Origin of the sequence: Mycobacterium sp., assembly GCF_052144515.1 — a bacterium.
GTDB lineage: Bacteria > Actinomycetota > Actinomycetes > Mycobacteriales > Mycobacteriaceae > Mycobacterium.
The window spans coordinates 1-16,519 of the sequence record NZ_JBKQQD010000348.1; the positions used below are offsets into that span (position 1 = coordinate 1).

The following is a 16,519-nucleotide window of genomic DNA, read 5'->3' on the forward strand; positions in this document are numbered from 1 at the left end:
ATCACGTCATCGAATCGACCCTGCCGATTCTCACGTCCCAAAGCCACACACCGATTCTCCAGGCACACCCGCGCCAACCCCGCCCAGCCACGCCGAAACCGGCACACTAAATCAGCGGCGTCCTAGAAGCGCGGCCCGACCGGGCCTTTCGCTACTTGCCACCGACGACCCCTACGTCGGCTCGGACGAACTCCGGCGTCGCGCCGCGGATCGTGCCGGGGCCCGCACGGAGGTGCTCGACCAGCTGGGACATTGGTGGATGCTGCAGGACCCGGCTCGCGGCGCGGCGGCGCTCACCCGCTTTTGGGACGCGATCGATTAGTGCCGCAAGGGCGCTTCTCGAGACTTAATCTGCTGCGACCGTCCTCGGCGTGTTGTGTGCGTACGTTAAATGTCGCGGAGCCGACGGCGACCGAACGCTTCAGCGTCCCGCGTCGGATTCAGGGGCCGCCGGTGAGTCGGCGCCCCAGGTGCCCGGAATCATCGGCATGCGCGGGCTGGCGCCGAACGCGTCGTCGGCGAGCGTGGTCAAACCTGCCGCCCGTCCGGCACCGGTCTTGGTGGCGGTTCCGGCGAACCCCTGGGGCCCCGCGCAGCAGTTCCGCGACGAGCCCGCGTGGGAACAGCTGGAGCTATGGGATCGACTGCGGGCCACCTATTTGGGTCTGGATCCCGACCCACAGGATCGGGGTGGCAAGGGTTTTCAGCACGGCTGACGCGGTTTAGCAGCTGCCGTCGCAGCCATTCTTGGAATTACGTGAATATGTGGTAGCCGTCGAACGGCTACTCACGGATATTGGTGCAGGAAGATTCGGGTTTACAGAATTCGGTGGTTTGCCCTGCCGACCTCGTACCCAGCGGGGAAGGATTTCTCGATGACCTGCAACTGGTGGTCCACCCTGGACTCCAGCTCGAGAACTACGCAGCTATCGCCGACGGCTTTTGATTCGAGGACTATGTAGCGCTGACCGCAATCGGTGATCGGGTCGCCCGAGTGCAATTTCTCGACCGGTACCGACTCCGGCGTTCCGTCTGACTCCATCCTGACACGTTAGGTCAATTCGGCGAGTGAGGGAATAGACCTCTACCGGGTGTCGGCGTGTCGTTGCTTGAAGAACACGCTGACGTGAGATATCAGGCCGTCGTCATTCTGCTCGAACAGGAGGCATTCGGGCCACGCGGCCGCTGTGCCGTCGATCTCAAAGGATTCGGTCAGCTCGACAAACGAGACGCGGCTGTCGACGCGCGAGACCCGCTTGATGTCGAGTCGGTGGCCTTTGAGCGTGGTGAGAACCTTGCGCAGGTAGGCGATGTAGTGATCCTTGCCCTCGATCAGGTCGCAGAAGGGGCCCTCTCGGGTCAGCCCGCCTTCGGCGATGGTGGTGGCCAAGCCGTCCCAATCGTGGGCGGCAAGGAACTCTAGGTAGCGCTCGACGGTGCTTTCCGGGCTTCCAGGGGCGCCCGATCGCGACTCCACGGAAATCAGAGTAGGGCAACTCAATGGACGAGAGAACAGGCAAGATTGGTGCGATGAGTGGCCCCAGCACACCGCAGTCGCAGGCCGCGGCACCGACCTGCTACCGGCACCCCGGTCGCCAGACCTATCTGCGATGCAACCGATGCGAACGGTACATCTGCCCGGACTGCATGCGCACAGCCGCGGTCGGCCACCAGTGCGTGGAGTGCGTGCAGGCGGGTGCCCGGACCGTTCGAGCGCCGCGGACGCAATTCGGTGGGCGGGAACGGTCGGGGATGCCGGTGATCACGTATGCGCTGATCGCGATCAATGTGCTCACGTTCATATTGCAGATTTCGATGGGGGACTTGGAAAAGCAGCTCGCCCTGTGGCCACCGGCTGTGGCCGACGGGCAGCTGTACCGCTTGGTGACCTCGGCGTTCCTGCATTACGGCGCGACCCATCTACTGCTGAACATGTGGGCGCTCTACGTCGTGGGTCCACCGCTCGAAATGTTGCTCGGCCGGCTGCGGTTCGGCGCCTTGTATGCGTTGAGCGGATTGGGTGGGTCGGTGCTGGTCTACCTGCTGTCGCCGCTCAACACGGCGACGGCGGGCGCATCGGGCGCTGTGTTCGGTCTTTTCGGAGCGGCCCTTGTGGTGGCAAAGCGGCTCAAACTCAATGTCCAATGGGTCGCCGCGGTCATCGTGATCAACCTGGTCTTCACGTTCGTCGCACCGCTGGTCAGTAAGCAGCTGATCAGTTGGCAGGGACACGTGGGCGGGCTGGTCACGGGCGGATTGGTCGCCGCGGCTTACGTTTACGCGCCGAGGGAACGCCGGAATGTGATCCAAGCCGCGGTGACGGTCCTCGTGTTGGGTGTGTTCGCCGGGTTGGTCTGGTGGCGCACGGGTGTTCTCGCTGCGGAGTTCTCGCTATGAGCTGGTGGATCGCGCACTCCGAAACGGCGCTATCCGAAGACGTCCCGGCGCCACCGGAGGAGGTACGCGATTTCTACGTCGACCTGGACAACATCAAACTCGTGCACCCCCTGATCGTGTCCGTGGAAACGATGTCGCGCACCCAGACCCCGGACGGATACCGGCACAGCTATCGCGTGAAAGATCGAATTCCGCTGGGGCCGGTGACCATAAAGATCGCCTACCGGGCGCGGCTGTACGTCCCGCACAACGGTGACGTGCTCACCGAAGCCGATCAGTCCCCCGGGGTGCGCCTACGCGGCAGGGTAAGTTTCGAGCCGATCGAGGCCGGCACTCGTGTCACCGAGCGAATACGGATAGCCGCGCCACGACCGCTGGCCGCGATGACGACGCGCGAGGGGATCAAGGCGCACATCGAGATGTTGGCCGGTATCCGGCGCCACTTCGAATCCGCCTGATGCCCTATCGGTTTAGCGGCCGGCGAAATCGATGATTCCGCGAATGTTGCGCCCTTCGCGCAGGTCGGCGAACGCCTCGTTGATCTGATCGAGCTGGTAGTGGCGGGTGACCAGCTCGTCTAGTTTCAATGCGCCTGCCTGATACAACGACAACAACATCGGCACGCTCGTGCGCGGATTCATCCCGCCGTAGAGCGCTCCCCTGAGTTGTTTGGCCGACAGCACCATCTCTTGCAGAACCAACGGAACCGGGGGCTCAGTGAAAGGGGTGATGCCGGTGAGCACGCATATCCCGCCTTTGCGAAGCAGGGTCATCGCCAACGGGATCAAGTCCACGTGCACAACGCCGGGAGTGACGACGACGCGGTCGGCCATTACGCCGGCGGTGATCTCTCTGACCAAAGGTATCGCTTCCTCAGCGGAGGCGGCGGTGTGCGTGGCACCGAAGATCTTGGCCGAATCCCGCTTGGACTCAACCGGGTCCACTCCGACGACATAGGTTGCGCCGACGGCGCGAGCTCCTTGCAGGGCGTTCATCCCGACTCCGCCGGTCCCGATCACGACGACAGTGTCGCCGGGCTCGGTGCCTGCCGAGACCGTTGCCGAGCCCCAGCCGGTGCTGACGCCGCACGATACCAGCGAGGCGGCATGGAACGGAATCGCATCGTCGATCTTGATGACGGACCTTTCCGATAGCACCGCATATTCGGCGAACGTGCCGAGTTGGCCATAAGCCAAAAGGTTTTCGTCGCCGAGATGCCGGCGGCACGTTCCGTCGGTGGGCATCTCCCTTACGAACAGGCTCGCGCCGATGTCGCAGATGTAGCTTTGACCGTTCACGCAAAACCGGCAACTGCCGCACGCGGGAATGAACGAGAGCGCTACGTGGTCCCCCGGCTGCACCGTCGTCACGCCCGGCCCGGCTTCTGCGACGACACCAGCACCCTCGTGACCACCGAGCAGCGGGAACCAGTCCGGTGCGGGCTGACCGCTTGCGGCCAGCACCTCGGGGGTCGGCACCACGTCGCCGGTAAACAGGTGGTCATCGGAGTGGCAGATTCCGGCAACGGCCATCCGCACCAGGACTTCACCGTTGCGGGGCGGGTCGAGATCAACCTCGCGGATCTCCCAGTCCATGCCGACCCCGCGCAGCACAGCGGCACGACACTTCATTGCAACCTCCTTGATGGTGGTCTCGCCCGGCTCAGTTGCCGGCCAGCCGCTTGGCGGCTAGTTCCCGAAGCGCGCCGGCCTTGATCTTGGCATTGCCCGTCACCGCCACTTCGTCCTCACAAAAGAACAGCACGTGGCGCGGCACCTTATAACTCGCCAATCGTTGCCGCAGGAACGCCAAAAGCTGTTCGGTATCAAGGATCACCTCGTCGTGCGGCACGACGCAGGACACAACGACCTCCCCGAGCGTTTGGTGCGGAACGCCAACGGTCTGCGCCACCTTGACACCGGAATGGGCGATTAGGGCCTCATCAACCTCGCGTGGCGAGACATTGGCACCGCCGGTCTTGATGATGTCGGTAAGCCTGCCTTGCCAGTAGAGTCGGCCGGCGTCATCGAGATAGCCACCGTCGCCGGTGGGGAAAAACCCCTCGGAGTCGAGTGTCTCATCAAGTGGAGTGCCGATATAGCCGAGCATCAGTGTGGGTCCCTTGACGCTGATCTCGCCTGCCTGGCCTCGTGGCACGACGCCGCCGGTAATCGGATCCGTGATCTTCAGCGTCACTCCGGGCAGTGCCACTCCGAAGCTGTCCGCATGGACTTCAGGCGGAGTGTTGGCGGGGTAACCTGTTGTGATCGTGAATGTTTCGGTATTGCCGTAGGCGTGTCCCGGTTCGTACCACTCGCCCGAAACCGTGGGATGGTGGGCGATCGGGGTCTTGAAATCAGCGAACCTCACACTACTCAAATCCACCCGGTCCCAGTTGGGTGCGCCTTCCAGCTGGGCCCACTGGTGGGGCCACGCGAACGGAAAGCTCACCCGTTCGGCCTGCATGAGTTCGAGCGCCTCGGCGGCGTCGAACGTCGATTGCAAGACGAGCGCCCCGCCGCTGGCCAGTGTTGAGCCGAGCACCATCGTAAAATTGCCTGACCAGAAAAATCCGTTGGCGGTCCACCCTCGAACATGGTCGCCGGGGCTGAAACCGTACATGCGCCGGAAGCGCCACAGTTGGATGCACACCCCGCGATGGGCACTGAGAACGCCCTTCGGCTTGCTCGTGGAGCCAGAAGAGAAGAACAACACCGCGGCATCGCTTGGCAGCACCTCGGCGGCAGTTGACTCGATCAGCTCGCGGGGTTCCCCATGACCGGATGCCAGGAACTCATCCCACGCTTCGACACCCGGTGCAGGCTCGCCCACCAGTGCTAGTCGGCGCAAAAACGGGTACTTCGCCGATTCCAGTGAACCCGGCCGCCCTGAGGGCAGGGTGCCGATCGCCGGTTCCAGCTCGCCCAGAATGGCTGCGAAGTCCTTCGTCAGCACCGAGCGCTCGAACAATAGCACCGAAACGGCGGAGGCCCGGATCAGGTAATCCAATTCGGGCAGTGTGGAAAACGTGCTGAGGGTGACGGCCACCCCGCCGGCCAGCGCCGTGCCGAACACCGCGGCAAGCCATTCCGGCCGGTTCGTCATCAAAACGCCGACGCGGGCGTCCTTACCCAGGCCACACGCGCGCAGCGCACGCGCTACCTCGATCGCACGTTCCCAGAGCTGCGCATACGTCCAGCGCGTGGCGCCGTCGGCGGTGCGCCACACCAGTGCTTCGCGCTCACCGTACATCTGCGTCACGTCGCGCAGGAAGCCCGGCAGCGTGAGCGACCCCAGCCCAGGCTCATCCGCGAGGGGCGGCCCGGATACGATCGAAAGCCCTTGTGCGGCTTGCGAACCCGTCTCGTCGCCCATGGCTACAACGGCAGTTCGACCTCGGCTGTGCAGCCCACCAGCATTTCTCCGTTCTGGTTGGTCAGGCGCAGCTTCACCTGTACAAGAGGCACACCCCAAGTCGACTCCGCTTGCTTGTCGACGATTTCGGCGTCGAAATAGGTCACGTCACCCTCGAACGCGGGCGTCCGGAAGTCGGCCTTGGAATGGCGCACCATCCCGTCGTGGCCGGCCCAATACGCGAGATAGTCGGTGCACCACGCGCCCATCGTTGCGCCGTAACCATAGGCGCGCGCCATGCCGACTTCGCTGGCGCGTTCGGCGTCGATATGCCCGCGCGATGGGCCGACGTAGAGCCCGTCGCGCTTGCGTGGATCGATCTTCGCGTCTTCTTCGTCGAAAGCGAAGTCCTTGCCCCAGCCCGGATCCTGGTAGACCCACGGATCCTTGATACCCGGCGGCGCCACCCATCCGAAGGTGCCCCAGATGTTGAACAGGAACGCCCGGTATTCGGTGGTGAAGCTGGCGATGCTGTGCGGGCCGATCACCCGACGAGGCACTGTGTCGCCAACCTTTACCTCGTCGAAGCGCGGCGAGACACCCATGCGGTTGGACTCGAGCCACTCACGCCGCAGCCTCTCGACTTCCTCGAGCTCGGTTTGCGTCCACCGTTTGATCTCGCCAAGCTGATTTTCAAACATCCCGCGCTTGGTCGCTTCCTCGTAGAGATAGCGGATCGCGGTGGAACGTTCGCGCGCTACCAGGGTGCCGTGCTGGTTGGTGTGGACGGTGTCACCGCGGGAGAACATCGTCGGGCCGGCGAACTTCGTCTCTGTCACCTTGTAGTCGTGGAACCGGCGCGCCTGGAACAGCTTGTCCCCGGGCCGTACCGGACAGCCGTAGAACCACCATTCCTCGCCACCGAAGATCAAGTGGCTGTTCGGAATATGGCCCACGCACGCCGGCGCTGCGCCGTGCCCGTAGTCGAGGGCCACCGCGATGGACTGCGGTGCGACTATGCCGCCGTACTTCGAGTCGCGGGCAAACTGCTCGTCCCAGTGCAGGGGATTGGGGTAATCCATCGCCATCACCCAGCGCCGGATGTCGGATGAGCTACACGGATCCCACAACTGCCCGCCACCGACCGGCTTGCCCACCCGGTGATCGACGTCGGTCAAATCGAGCTGGACGCTCGGCGAACTGCTCGCGTTCTTGGCCATAAACGCTCCCGTCACTCCCGTCAGCGATTGACGTCGACAACGATGCGCCCGCGCACCTTGCCGTCCATCAGTTCCCCCGCCGAAGCGATCGCATCGCCCAGTCCGATCTCCCGGGCGATCGAATCCAGCGTGCCGGCGTCCAGATCGCGGGCTAGACGTTCCCACGCGGTCATGCGCCGCTGCTTGGGCGCCATCACGCTGTCGATACCAAGCAGCGAAACGCCGCGCAGGATAAACGGCGCAACCGTCGCCGGAAAGTCCATGCCGCCAGCCAGGCCGCATGCGGCAACCGCGCCGCCATACCGCGTCTGCGCGCAGGCGTTGACCAGCGTATGGCTGCCGACTGTGTCGACGACGCCCGCCCAGCGCTCCTTCTGCAACGGCTTGCCGGCCTCGCTTAACTCAGCACGGTCCAACACCGTCACGGCGCCGAGTTGCTGCAGGAACTGCCCTTCCGACGACTTCCCAGTCGCGGCAGCCACTTTGAACCCGGCCGCATTCAACAACGCGACCGCGACCGTCCCGACGCCGCCGGTCGCGCCGGTCACCAGAATCTCGCCCTGATCCGGAGACGCCCCGTGCTGCAGCAGGGCGTCCACGCAAAGGCTGGCCGTGTAGCCTGCGGTGCCGATCGCCATCGCCTGACCGGTGGTGAAAGCGGATGGCAAGGGTATCAGCCAATCGCCGTTGAGGCGGGCGCGCTGAGCGAGGCCGCCCCAATGCGTCTCGCCCACGCCCCAACCGTTGAGCACCACACGATCGCCCTTGCTCCAGTCGGCATGGCTACTCTCGGTCACCACGCCGGCGAGATCGATACCCGGAACCATCGGAAATTTGCGCACCACAGGCGATTTGCCCGTAATGGCCAGGCCATCCTTGTAGTTCAGCGTGGAGTACTCGACGTCGATACTGACCGTGTCATCCGAGCCGTCGGGCAGCTGCGCCTCGTCCAGCTCGGTGACCCCAACCGTCTGTCCCGCCTCACCCTTCTCGATCAAAACTGCTGAAAACATCGATGAAATCATCTCCTTCTAACGTGGTAACCGACCTAATCGACCGCCTTCTCGGCCGTATGGCCCGAGATCGCCTTCGTCACCAGCGGATTTCCGCCTCGCCCGCCGATTGAGGAGCGGCCGCTGATACGACGGATCCCCCTTGCTGCGCGACGGCGCGCCGTTGCCGTGGATGTCGGGCACATCCGCGAATGGGATTGGCAGGGTGGGGACCATGCCTGACCATTCGATGATGTTGGTACGCAACGCGATCCGCCAGGCTCCATCACCCCGGTCCAGCCGATCGATATAGCGGCCGCCGGCCATCCAGTTCGTCTCGTCGCGGTTACGCCCGACGAACAAGTAATACGTCTCGCTATGCGCGGTTTCGCCGTCGATCTCACAGGTGTTGTTGAGCAGATTGTGGTGCGTGGCTACCTGGCCCTGCTCATGCATAGCCGAAGCCCAGTCGTAGAGATCGGCGGGGCCGCCAACGAAGTCGCCCACAGCGATCACCGCGTTCGGATGAAAGGCGGACAGCAGAAGTTCCCGGTCGAAGCGGTCCATGCCGCGACTGAACCGCGTCAGGCAGTCCAGGATGTCCTGCCGGTCGAGTAGCCATCCAAGACGTTCAGCGTCCATGGGCGGCCTCCGCGATTGGTCCCCAGATCGGCGAGCCGCGCTCGGCCCGCAGCGACGGGATGACCCGCCCATCGATGTCGGTGATCCCGTAGTCCTGCGCAACCTCGGCGGTGATGAATGTGCCTCCCGACCGCGTCATCACGTCGGGGTCACCAGCCAGTGCTGCGATCACCCGGCCCGGAAATTCGGGCGAGCAGCCAAAGGCGGGCTTGGTGACCGTCAGCTCCTGCATGGCGGGGTTGCGCGCCAAGTTGCGTTGCGCCCGTTCGGTGGAGGTTAGTCCCTGCCACAACGACAGCGACGCGACGTGGTGTGGCTGCAACTCGATGGCCATATCGCGCGCCATTCGGTCGACCGCGGTCTTGCACATCCCGAACACAACGCCATAGGTGTAGGTCACCCCGACGTAGCCAGAGACCGCAACGATCAGCCCCGACCGCTGGCCGACCATGATCTTCGCCGCATGCCATGCCGCGACAAAGTTTGATCGCACACCGACGTCGACCATCTCCCAGTCCGACAGCGGCTTTTCCCAGAACGGCCTGGGCTCTGTCAGATCCTCGGGAATGGCGAAGGCGTTGTTGACCAGGATGTCGAGCATGCCCTGCTCACGATGAATCTGGTCGAACAGCGCAGCCACCTGATCATCATCACGGTGGTCAACCACCACAGCGACGCCCTTGCCGCCACGGCGGCAGACTTCCTCGGCGGTCTCCCCCACTGTGCCGGGCAGCGATTGCATGCCCGGGTCGACCGTGCGTCCCGAGACGTACACTGCCGCCCCTTCGGCTCCGAGCGCCAGCGCGATTCCCTTGCCGATCCCGCGGCTGGCGCCGGTCACCAGCGCGACTTTCCCTGTCAGGGAACCCAGGGAACTCATCGTCCGCTATCCGGCGGCTTTGTCGGGCGCAAAGCCCAAGGTGCTTTTGACCTCTAGATACTCGTGGAACCCGAACTCGCTCCACTCTCGACCGTTGCCGCTGTGCTTGTAGCCGCCGAACGCCGCGTTCATGTCGAAGGCATGATTGATCGTCACCCACCCGGCCCGGATCTTGCGGGCCACCTCTCGCGCCTTGTCGTAGTCGGCCCCCGAGACATAGCCGGCCAAGCCGTAATCGGTGTCGTTGGCGATCTCCACGGCTTGATCGATGTCGTCATAGCCGAGGACGCACAGCACCGGCCCGAAGATCTCCTCGCGCGCAATCGTCATGTCGTTGGTGACGTTGGCGAAGACAGTCGGCTTGACGTAGTAACCCTTGTCCAACCCTGCCGGGCGACCCGGGCCGCCGGCCACGACGGTCGCGCCTTCGTCGATGCCTTTCTGGATCAGGCCCTGGACCTTGTCGAATTGTGCCCTCGATGCCACCGGCCCGATCGCCGTTTTATCGCCGGGGTTGCCCACCTTCACCTGCTCGGCGGTGTCCCGCGCGATGGTGATCGCCTCGGCCATACGCGAATTCGGGACCAGCATGCGCGACGGCGCGTTACAACTCTGCCCGGAATTCGGCATCATGTTGACCACGCCGGCGCGGACGCTGTCGGCGAAGCCCGCGTCGTCGAGGACAATGTTGGGACTCTTGCCGCCGAGTTCCTGAGTCACCCGCTTCACTGTCGGAGCGGCATTCGTGGCCACCTCGACACCTGCGCGGGTGGATCCGGTGAACGACACCATGTCGACGTCGGGGTGGCTCGCCAGCGCGACGCCGACGCCGGGGCCATCGCCGTTGACCAGGTTGTAGACACCGGCCGGCACCCCCGCGGCATCAAGGATCTCGGTGAAGATGTAGGCCGAGAACGGCGCCACCTCAGACGGTTTCAGGACCATCGTGCACCCGGTTGCCAACGCCGGGTACACCTTGACCGCGATCTGGTTGAGCGGCCAGTTCCATGGCGTGATCAGCCCGCACACGCCGATCGGCTCCTTGGCGATCAGCGTTGCCCCGTGCTGCTCCTCGAATGGGAAGTTCTTCAGCACGTCGATCGCCGTCACTAGGTGACCGATCCCGAGTTGGACCTGCGGACCGGCCGCCAGCGACGGCGGCGCACCCATTTCCTCGGTGACCGCGTCGGCGAGGTCGCCCGCACGCTTCTGGTATTCGGCGAGGATGGCCTCCAGCAGATCGAGGCGCTGTTGGCGACTGGTTTGTGACCAGCCGGTGAAAGCCCGTCGGGCGGCCTTGACCGCCACGTCGACGTCGGCGGCCGAGCCGAGCGAGATGTGCCCAGACACCTGCTCGGTCGCCGGGTTTTCGACGTCAAAACTATTGGGCCGCAACGGGTCGACCCAAGAGCCGTCAATGTAGAACTTCAGGTATTCGCGCATGGCTTCTTCTTTCCCCGTTCCTTTCTTTCTTTACTGGGTGCCTTCGGCGTACCAAGTGCGGAATTCACCATAGTTCGGCATCTCCTCGGAGTTCGCCTTCGGGTCGATGCAGACGTGCACGACGGCGGTCTTGCCGCTGGCATAGGCTCGCTCGATCGCCGGACCGATCTCCTCTTCCTTTTCCACGTATTCGCCGTAACAGCCGAAACCCTCGGCGATCTTGTCGAAGCGCACGTCCTTGCTCCAGTGCACACCGGGCTGCGGTGACGGCTGAGCGAACGTGCGCTTGTAGACGCCGACCTCGAGACCCCATTGGTGGTCGACACCCACAACGCACACCAGCGGCAGCTTTAGACGCGCGGCGGTCTCCAGCTCGGCGATATGGAACATGAACGAGGAGTCGCTGGTCAGCAGCATGACCGGCCGCTTGCCGCCGTCGGCGACCGAAGCGCCGACGGCATAGGGCAAGCCCGTGCCCAAGTGGCCGAAGTTCTGGTTCCAGATGACGTCGTGCGGCTTGGCCAGCGAATAGGTCCACTGAAAGATGACCGTCGCACCGCCGTCGCGGACCATGATCCCCTCGGGCGGGAAGGCTTTGGTCGCCTCGACCACGAAGCGCGCCGGGTGGACCGGGCTGCGGCCGCTGGGCGCGGTCTCCGCCAGTTCGGCAAGCTGGTCGGCATCCTGTTTGATCCAGCGGGCAAGATCGGCCGACGGCGAACGCGGGGTGTCCTTCAGCGCTTCGACCAGCTGAGGCACCACGCCGCGCAGGTCTCCCACCAGCGGCACGTCCACCGGTCGGTTCACCCCGATCGCCGTCGGGTCCTGCTCGACATAGACCCACTTGCGAGCGGCGTTGTTCTGTTCCCAGTGGCGTGTTTTGCCGTAATGAACCGGTTCGCCGAGCTCGGTCCCGAGCGCTATGCACAGGTCCGACGCGACCACGGCCTCGATTGCCGCAGACGAGAAACCGTAGGGAAAGGTGCGGTCCTGAAGACCGGGGATGAACGAGGTGCCACCCGATGTCTGGATAACCGGGCAGGCCATCAGCTCGGCCAGTTCCCTGACCGCATCTGCGGTGCGCGACGTGTGAACGCCGTGGCCGACCAGCAGGACCGGGTTCTCGGCCTCGCGCACCAGCCTGGCTGCCTCGGCGATCTCCCGCGCGCCAGCCCCGTGGTTTACAAGCCGATACGCGCTGGGAGGCAGCGGGTCTGGGACATCCAACTCTTCCAGAATCACGTGAGACGGGAACTCGACGTAAGCCGGGCCGGGCGTCGTCGACATCGCGCGCCGAATGGCCTCTCGAATGATTTCATCGGTTTGGTCGGCGTATTCGATCGACGCGCTGTACTTAACCGTCGGCGCGAAAAGTTCTTCCTGGCGGACGAACTGGATGCGTCCACGCCGGACGCGCCGCTCGGTGATGCGCGCCCGCTGGCCGCCGAGGAAGATGACCGGCGAGTTCTCCACCTTGGCGCACATCATCGCCCCGGCGATATTGGCCACGCCGGGACCCAGCGTGCCGATGCACAAGCCCGGCTTGCCCGTCATCCGCGAGACAGCCTCGGCCATGAAACCCGCACTCTCCTCGTGATGAGGCGAGATCACAGCCCAGCCACGCGACTCCGCCTCGAGGAACAGGTGCACGAAGTTCGGGTCGGGGATACCGAACAACGTATTCACACCCTCGGCCTCGAACAGGTCGAGAATGCGTTTGTAAACAGGCACAGCCATGGTGGAAAACTCCTTAGGGATAGATACCGTTGAGCAAGTCGTTTCCGGCCCCAGACATGGGTTTCACGTCGACGGCCAGATCCAGCTCGTCGAGGATCTCGGCGGTGTCCGCGCCCAGCTCTGGCGCCGGCCCCGCAACGCGACCCGGTGTCCGGGAAAACCAGGTGGGTACGCCCGGGAAGCGCACCGGTCCGTGCGGGGTGTCCACGGTCTCGAACATCCCGACGGCATTGAGATGCGGATCGTCGAACAAGGCGCCTGGTGTGTTGAGTGGCGCGGCCGGTATCTCGAGCTCGCCGAACAGCGCCAGCCAGTCCTGCGTCGAGCGCTGTTTCATCGTCTCGGCCACTAATCCGTACACCGTGTCAATCTGGTGGGCGCGCTGTTCCAGCGTCGAATACAGCTCACTGTCCCACGGCGGCCGCACTGCGTTGATGAACGCATTCCAGTGTTTGTCGTTGTAAATCAATGCGGCGATGTGGCCGTCGCTGGTGCGATATGGGCGACGGTTGGGCGCCACGGTGCGCGGATACACCGCCGGCCCCAGGGGAGGGTCGAACAGGGCGCCGTTGGCGTGTTCGACGAGCATGAACGAGGCCATGGTTTCGAACATGGCGACCTCGACTTCCTGCCCCTCCCCGGTACGCTCGCGGTGAAACAACGCCATGGTCGTCGCGTACAGCGCGGTCAGCCCGGTGACCTTGTCGGCCATGATGGTTCCGACGTAGTCGGCCTCGCCGGTCAGTTGCTGTTGTACCGCCGGCAGGCCGCATTCAGCCTGGATCGTGTCGTCATAGGCGGGCCGGTCGCGATCGGGTCCGCGGCGCCCGTACCCGTAGCAATTGGTGTAGACGATCTCTGGGTTGATCGCGGCGACGTCTTCATAGGCGAAGCCGAGTTTGGCGATCGCTTTGGCGCGCATCGAGTGGATGAACACATCGGCGGTCTCAACAAGCGCGCGCAGCGCCCGCGTTCCGGCATCGGTTTGCAGGTCCAGCACGATGCTCCGTTTGCCGCGGTTGACGTTGACGAAGACGCCACTCATGCCCGGTGCCGGACCCACCGAGATGTAGCGGGTGTTATCGCCTTGTGGCGGTTCGACTTTGATTACATCAGCACCCATGTCGGCCATGATCTGCGTGCAGTACGGGCCCATCACCATCGCGGTAAGGTCGATTACCCGCACACCGGCCAGCGGTCCCGTGCGCGTCGAGCTAGCCATGGAGTGCGCCTCGATCGCTTGCCCGGTGCGCCAGTTCGAAGCTGTAGCGGATGTGCTGGTCGTGACCGTCGGGCACGACCGGAAAAGTTAGCGGCGCCTCCATGTTCCGGATCGCACCCAGATACTCGCCGACATCCTCGACCGTCCATGACGGGCGGCACACGCCGGGGCTTTCGGCGATGACCGCCCGCGCCACCCGACCCGCCAGCGCGATGAACATCTCCCCGGTCACCGAACAGGACTCGTGTGCGAGCCAACCCACCACGGGCGCAACGAGGTCCGGGCCCATCGGCGGATAGGCCGAGGTATCGATACCGGCGGCCATTCGTGTGACCGCGGCCGGAACGATTACGTTGCATGTCACGCCGTCGGCGGCACCTTCGATGGCCGCGACGTTGGACAGCCCGATCACGCCGGCCTTGGCGGCTGCGTAGTTGGCTACGCCGTGGTTTCCGTACAAGCCGCCGATCGAGGATGTCAACACGATGCGCCCGTAGCCGGCCCTGCACATAACCGGAAATGCAGGCCGCACAACGTTGAACGCGCCGCGCAAGTGCACGTCCAGCACCGCGTCGAAATCTTCGTAGCTCATCTCCTTCAGCGAGCCGCGACGGACGTTGCCGGCGTTGTGAATCAGGATGTCGAGGCGACCGTAGTGTTCGAGTGCGGTCTGGATAATCGCATCGCCGCCGTCGCGGGTCGTGACCGACTCGGTACACGCGACGGCTTGTCCTCCGGCGGCCGCGATCTCACCGGCCACGTGCTCAGCCGGCCTGGCGTCCACACCCTCGCCGGCGAGGCTGCCGCCGGGGTCGTTGACGACAACCTTCGCTCCGCGCGATGCCAGCAGTTCCGCGTATGCGCGCCCTAACCCGCGGCCGGCACCGGTCACGACGGCGACGCGGTCGTCGAATCTAAGTTGAGGCATAGTGATCCCGCTCAAGTGAACGGTTCCTCACCGGCAAGTTTGGTGCGGGTCAGCATCCGCCCGGAGTCGGGGTCGTAGGGCCGGGCACGATGCATCGTGCCGGTGTTGTCCCACATCACCAGGTCGCCGACAGACCACGTATGGCGATACACGAATTCCGGGTGAGTCGCCCAATCACGCAAACGCACAAGCGGTTTGGTGCTCGTTTTGACATCGATGCCGAGAATGCGACTGGCGGTGCAACCGAGGATCAGCGACTTGCGGCCAGACCGGTGCTTCCAGACCAAGGGCAGCTCCCGCTCGCCGAGGGCCATCATCTGACTCAACGTCGTGATGTCGGGTTCCGGGTCGTAGTAAAGCAGCGTATTCCACGTTGAATGCATCGCCCGCAGCGACTCGAGCGGCTGTTTGTCCTCGTCGGGCAGATCCACGTAGGCCGCGTAGGTGTTGCAAAACTCGGTATCACCGCCGCCGTCTCGGGGAAGCACCTTGCAAGACAGTAACGACGCGAAGATGGGCACCTCGTTCATCGTCCCGTCGATGTGCCAGTACAAAGATCCTTTGAGGTAGTCGGCCTGCTTATTCACGGCGGTGTCCAAGGTGACGTTGTAGACCTGCTCTCCGCGCCGTTCGGTTGCCAGGGTACCCAGCGTCTCGGTGAACGTGATCTGTTCGTCGTCGGTTAAGTGGATCTGCGGAAAAACCAATACTTCTCGTCGCTCGAGCAGCTCGCGGAGGACACCGGCGTGGACACCGCTGAGCAGATCCCGCTTGTCGGCGCGGATTTCGGTGGCGATGCGCGGAGCGAGATCGCGGGTCGAGAACGTCGTGACCGTCATGCGCCCAAGACCAGACCTTCCAAGTCGCCCTTGTCGCGCCACTCCTTGATCAGGTCACCGAACGCATAGAAGCCGGGCGCGTAGTACTCGCCGATAGCCGAGCGGATGCCCTCGCCGCCACCGCCGCCCTCATTGTTGTAATAGCCGGGCGTGCAGGAGACCGCGAATTCCGATGTGTCTATCGAGACTTCGCGGATCGTCTTGACCCAGTCGTCCTGGGCTTCCTCGCTCGGCTCGACGGTCATCGCGCCGTGCGCTATTGCTTCGGAGATGATGTAGGCGATGTGTTCGGCCTGCTGTTCGAACATCGCGGTGGTGTTCGCCGACACGCCGCCCTGAATGAAGCCGGTGAAGAACTGATTCGGGAAGCCGACACTCGTCGTGCCGTGCAGCGACTTATAGCCGTCCCGCCAGTGGTCGAACAGCGATAGGCCGTCGCGGCCCTCGATGACGTCGATAGCATAGCGCCGGCTGATCTCGGTCGTGATTTCGAAACCGCTGGCCCAGATGATGCAGTCGACCTCGTACTCAACGCCGTTGGCGACCAGGCCCTTCTCTGTTACCCGTTCGACGCCCTTGCACTCCGACACGTCGACTAGCGTCACGTTTGGCCGGTTGAACGTCGGCAAATACTCGTCGTTGCTGCACGGTCGCTTGCACATGAACCGGTAGTACGGCTTGAGGGCCTCGGCGGTGTCGGGGTCGTCCACGATGGCCTCGACGTGGCGTCGGAGCCGCTCCATGACCTTGTAGTCCTCTTCTTCGTGGATCGCGGTGATCTGTTCGATCGACAGGGACGCGGGATCCTCCATCGCCGCGATCCGTGCGGTCATGTTGCGCCCTAGTTCGGTCCAGAAATCGCAGA

The 16,519-nt window shown here is 64.0% G+C and carries 17 protein-coding genes and 1 pseudogene; 3 read left to right on the forward strand and 15 right to left on the reverse strand.

Features of this window, described 5'->3' with window-relative positions:
• A pseudogene (locus ACLP9N_RS22855) lies at window positions 1-322 on the forward strand (hypothetical protein); the annotation flags it as partial.
• A 99-nt stretch (window positions 323-421) separates the two neighbouring features.
• Here the strand turns inward: ACLP9N_RS22855 and ACLP9N_RS22860 are convergent.
• The 3 genes from ACLP9N_RS22860 to ACLP9N_RS22870 all read right to left on the reverse strand — a co-directional run bounded on the left by ACLP9N_RS22860 (window position 422) and on the right by ACLP9N_RS22870 (window position 1,477).
• Window positions 422-655 carry a hypothetical protein gene (locus ACLP9N_RS22860; protein ID WP_442409530.1) on the reverse strand — a complete coding sequence of 78 codons (234 nt, stop codon included), beginning with the start codon at window positions 653-655 and terminating at the stop codon, window positions 422-424.
• A gap of 162 nt (window positions 656-817) precedes the next feature.
• Window positions 818-1,042 (reverse strand): hypothetical protein, encoded by a 225-nt coding sequence (locus ACLP9N_RS22865; protein ID WP_442409531.1) that lies wholly within the window; start codon window positions 1,040-1,042, stop codon window positions 818-820.
• A gap of 42 nt (window positions 1,043-1,084) precedes the next feature.
• Window positions 1,085-1,477, reverse strand: coding sequence for a nuclear transport factor 2 family protein (locus tag ACLP9N_RS22870; RefSeq protein ID WP_442409532.1), 393 nt, complete (start codon window positions 1,475-1,477; stop codon window positions 1,085-1,087).
• 53 nt (window positions 1,478-1,530) lie between these two features.
• On the opposite strand from ACLP9N_RS22870, the gene ACLP9N_RS22875 reads away from it, so the two are divergent.
• Both ACLP9N_RS22875 and ACLP9N_RS22880 read left to right on the forward strand, forming a co-directional pair.
• A complete protein-coding gene (locus ACLP9N_RS22875) occupies window positions 1,531-2,397 on the forward strand; it encodes a rhomboid family intramembrane serine protease (RefSeq protein WP_442409533.1) in 867 nt (288 codons plus the stop codon).
• Window positions 2,394-2,855, forward strand: a complete 462-nt coding sequence (locus ACLP9N_RS22880) for an SRPBCC family protein (protein WP_442409534.1) — start codon at window positions 2,394-2,396, stop codon at window positions 2,853-2,855. The genes ACLP9N_RS22875 and ACLP9N_RS22880 overlap by 4 nt, the downstream gene beginning before the upstream one ends.
• A 12-nt stretch (window positions 2,856-2,867) precedes the next feature.
• Here the strand turns inward: ACLP9N_RS22880 and ACLP9N_RS22885 are convergent, their stop codons facing one another.
• The 12 genes from ACLP9N_RS22885 to ACLP9N_RS22940 all read right to left on the reverse strand — a co-directional run.
• Window positions 2,868-4,010 (reverse strand): NDMA-dependent alcohol dehydrogenase, encoded by a 1,143-nt coding sequence (locus tag ACLP9N_RS22885; protein WP_442409546.1) that lies wholly within the window; start codon window positions 4,008-4,010, stop codon window positions 2,868-2,870.
• Window positions 4,011-4,059: 49 nt separating this feature from the next.
• Window positions 4,060-5,772, reverse strand: a complete 1,713-nt coding sequence (locus tag ACLP9N_RS22890; protein ID WP_442409535.1) for a class I adenylate-forming enzyme family protein — start codon at window positions 5,770-5,772, stop codon at window positions 4,060-4,062.
• A gap of 2 nt (window positions 5,773-5,774) precedes the next feature.
• Window positions 5,775-6,971 (reverse strand): MaoC family dehydratase, encoded by a 1,197-nt coding sequence (locus tag ACLP9N_RS22895; protein WP_442409536.1) that lies wholly within the window; start codon window positions 6,969-6,971, stop codon window positions 5,775-5,777.
• Between the two features lie 20 nt (window positions 6,972-6,991).
• Entirely contained in the window at window positions 6,992-7,984 is a 993-nt protein-coding gene (gene acuI, locus ACLP9N_RS22900) for an acrylyl-CoA reductase (NADPH) (RefSeq protein WP_442409537.1), read from the reverse strand.
• Between the two features lie 18 nt (window positions 7,985-8,002).
• The gene (locus tag ACLP9N_RS22905; RefSeq protein WP_442409538.1) at window positions 8,003-8,605 is read right to left on the reverse strand and encodes a nuclear transport factor 2 family protein; all 603 of its coding nucleotides are present in this window, start codon (window positions 8,603-8,605) and stop codon (window positions 8,003-8,005) included.
• A complete protein-coding gene (locus ACLP9N_RS22910; RefSeq protein WP_442409539.1) occupies window positions 8,595-9,485 on the reverse strand; it encodes an SDR family NAD(P)-dependent oxidoreductase in 891 nt (296 codons plus the stop codon). The genes ACLP9N_RS22905 and ACLP9N_RS22910 overlap by 11 nt, the downstream gene beginning before the upstream one ends.
• Window positions 9,486-9,491: 6 nt before the next feature.
• Complete coding sequence (locus ACLP9N_RS22915; protein ID WP_442409540.1) at window positions 9,492-10,928, reverse strand: aldehyde dehydrogenase family protein; 1,437 nt, start codon at window positions 10,926-10,928, stop codon at window positions 9,492-9,494.
• A 30-nt stretch (window positions 10,929-10,958) separates the two neighbouring features.
• Complete coding sequence (locus tag ACLP9N_RS22920; RefSeq protein ID WP_442409541.1) at window positions 10,959-12,665, reverse strand: thiamine pyrophosphate-binding protein; 1,707 nt, start codon at window positions 12,663-12,665, stop codon at window positions 10,959-10,961.
• A gap of 13 nt (window positions 12,666-12,678) precedes the next feature.
• Window positions 12,679-13,887 (reverse strand): CaiB/BaiF CoA transferase family protein, encoded by a 1,209-nt coding sequence (locus ACLP9N_RS22925; protein WP_442409542.1) that lies wholly within the window; start codon window positions 13,885-13,887, stop codon window positions 12,679-12,681.
• Complete coding sequence (locus ACLP9N_RS22930) at window positions 13,880-14,815, reverse strand: SDR family NAD(P)-dependent oxidoreductase (RefSeq protein ID WP_442409543.1); 936 nt, start codon at window positions 14,813-14,815, stop codon at window positions 13,880-13,882. Before ACLP9N_RS22930 ends, ACLP9N_RS22925 begins: the two co-directional genes overlap by 8 nt.
• An 11-nt stretch (window positions 14,816-14,826) precedes the next feature.
• Entirely contained in the window at window positions 14,827-15,654 is an 828-nt protein-coding gene (locus ACLP9N_RS22935; protein WP_442409544.1) for a TauD/TfdA dioxygenase family protein, read from the reverse strand.
• Window positions 15,651-16,519: flavin-containing monooxygenase (locus tag ACLP9N_RS22940; RefSeq protein ID WP_442409545.1), on the reverse strand; the 869-nt coding region annotated here is incomplete at its 5' end. The genes ACLP9N_RS22940 and ACLP9N_RS22935, both read right to left, overlap by 4 nt.

Excerpts from the sequence above, each read along its gene's own strand:
- ACLP9N_RS22890 (WP_442409535.1), bottom strand. The coding sequence starts at position 5,772 with ATGGGCGACGAGACGGGTTCGCAAGCCGCACAAGGGCTTTCGATCGTA.
- ACLP9N_RS22925 (WP_442409542.1), bottom strand. The coding sequence starts at position 13,887 with ATGGCTAGCTCGACGCGCACGGGACCGCTGGCCGGTGTGCGGGTAATC.
- ACLP9N_RS22875 (WP_442409533.1), top strand. The coding sequence starts at position 1,531 with ATGAGTGGCCCCAGCACACCGCAGTCGCAGGCCGCGGCACCGACCTGC.
- ACLP9N_RS22865 (WP_442409531.1), bottom strand. The coding sequence starts at position 1,042 with ATGGAGTCAGACGGAACGCCGGAGTCGGTACCGGTCGAGAAATTGCAC.
- acuI (WP_442409537.1), bottom strand. The coding sequence starts at position 7,984 with ATGTTTTCAGCAGTTTTGATCGAGAAGGGTGAGGCGGGACAGACGGTT.
- ACLP9N_RS22920 (WP_442409541.1), bottom strand. The coding sequence starts at position 12,665 with ATGGCTGTGCCTGTTTACAAACGCATTCTCGACCTGTTCGAGGCCGAG.
- ACLP9N_RS22910 (WP_442409539.1), bottom strand. The coding sequence starts at position 9,485 with ATGAGTTCCCTGGGTTCCCTGACAGGGAAAGTCGCGCTGGTGACCGGC.
- ACLP9N_RS22905 (WP_442409538.1), bottom strand. The coding sequence starts at position 8,605 with ATGGACGCTGAACGTCTTGGATGGCTACTCGACCGGCAGGACATCCTG.
- ACLP9N_RS22935 (WP_442409544.1), bottom strand. The coding sequence starts at position 15,654 with ATGACGGTCACGACGTTCTCGACCCGCGATCTCGCTCCGCGCATCGCC.
- ACLP9N_RS22880 (WP_442409534.1), top strand. The coding sequence starts at position 2,394 with ATGAGCTGGTGGATCGCGCACTCCGAAACGGCGCTATCCGAAGACGTC.
- ACLP9N_RS22895 (WP_442409536.1), bottom strand. The coding sequence starts at position 6,971 with ATGGCCAAGAACGCGAGCAGTTCGCCGAGCGTCCAGCTCGATTTGACC.
- ACLP9N_RS22930 (WP_442409543.1), bottom strand. The coding sequence starts at position 14,815 with ATGCCTCAACTTAGATTCGACGACCGCGTCGCCGTCGTGACCGGTGCC.
- ACLP9N_RS22915 (WP_442409540.1), bottom strand. The coding sequence starts at position 10,928 with ATGCGCGAATACCTGAAGTTCTACATTGACGGCTCTTGGGTCGACCCG.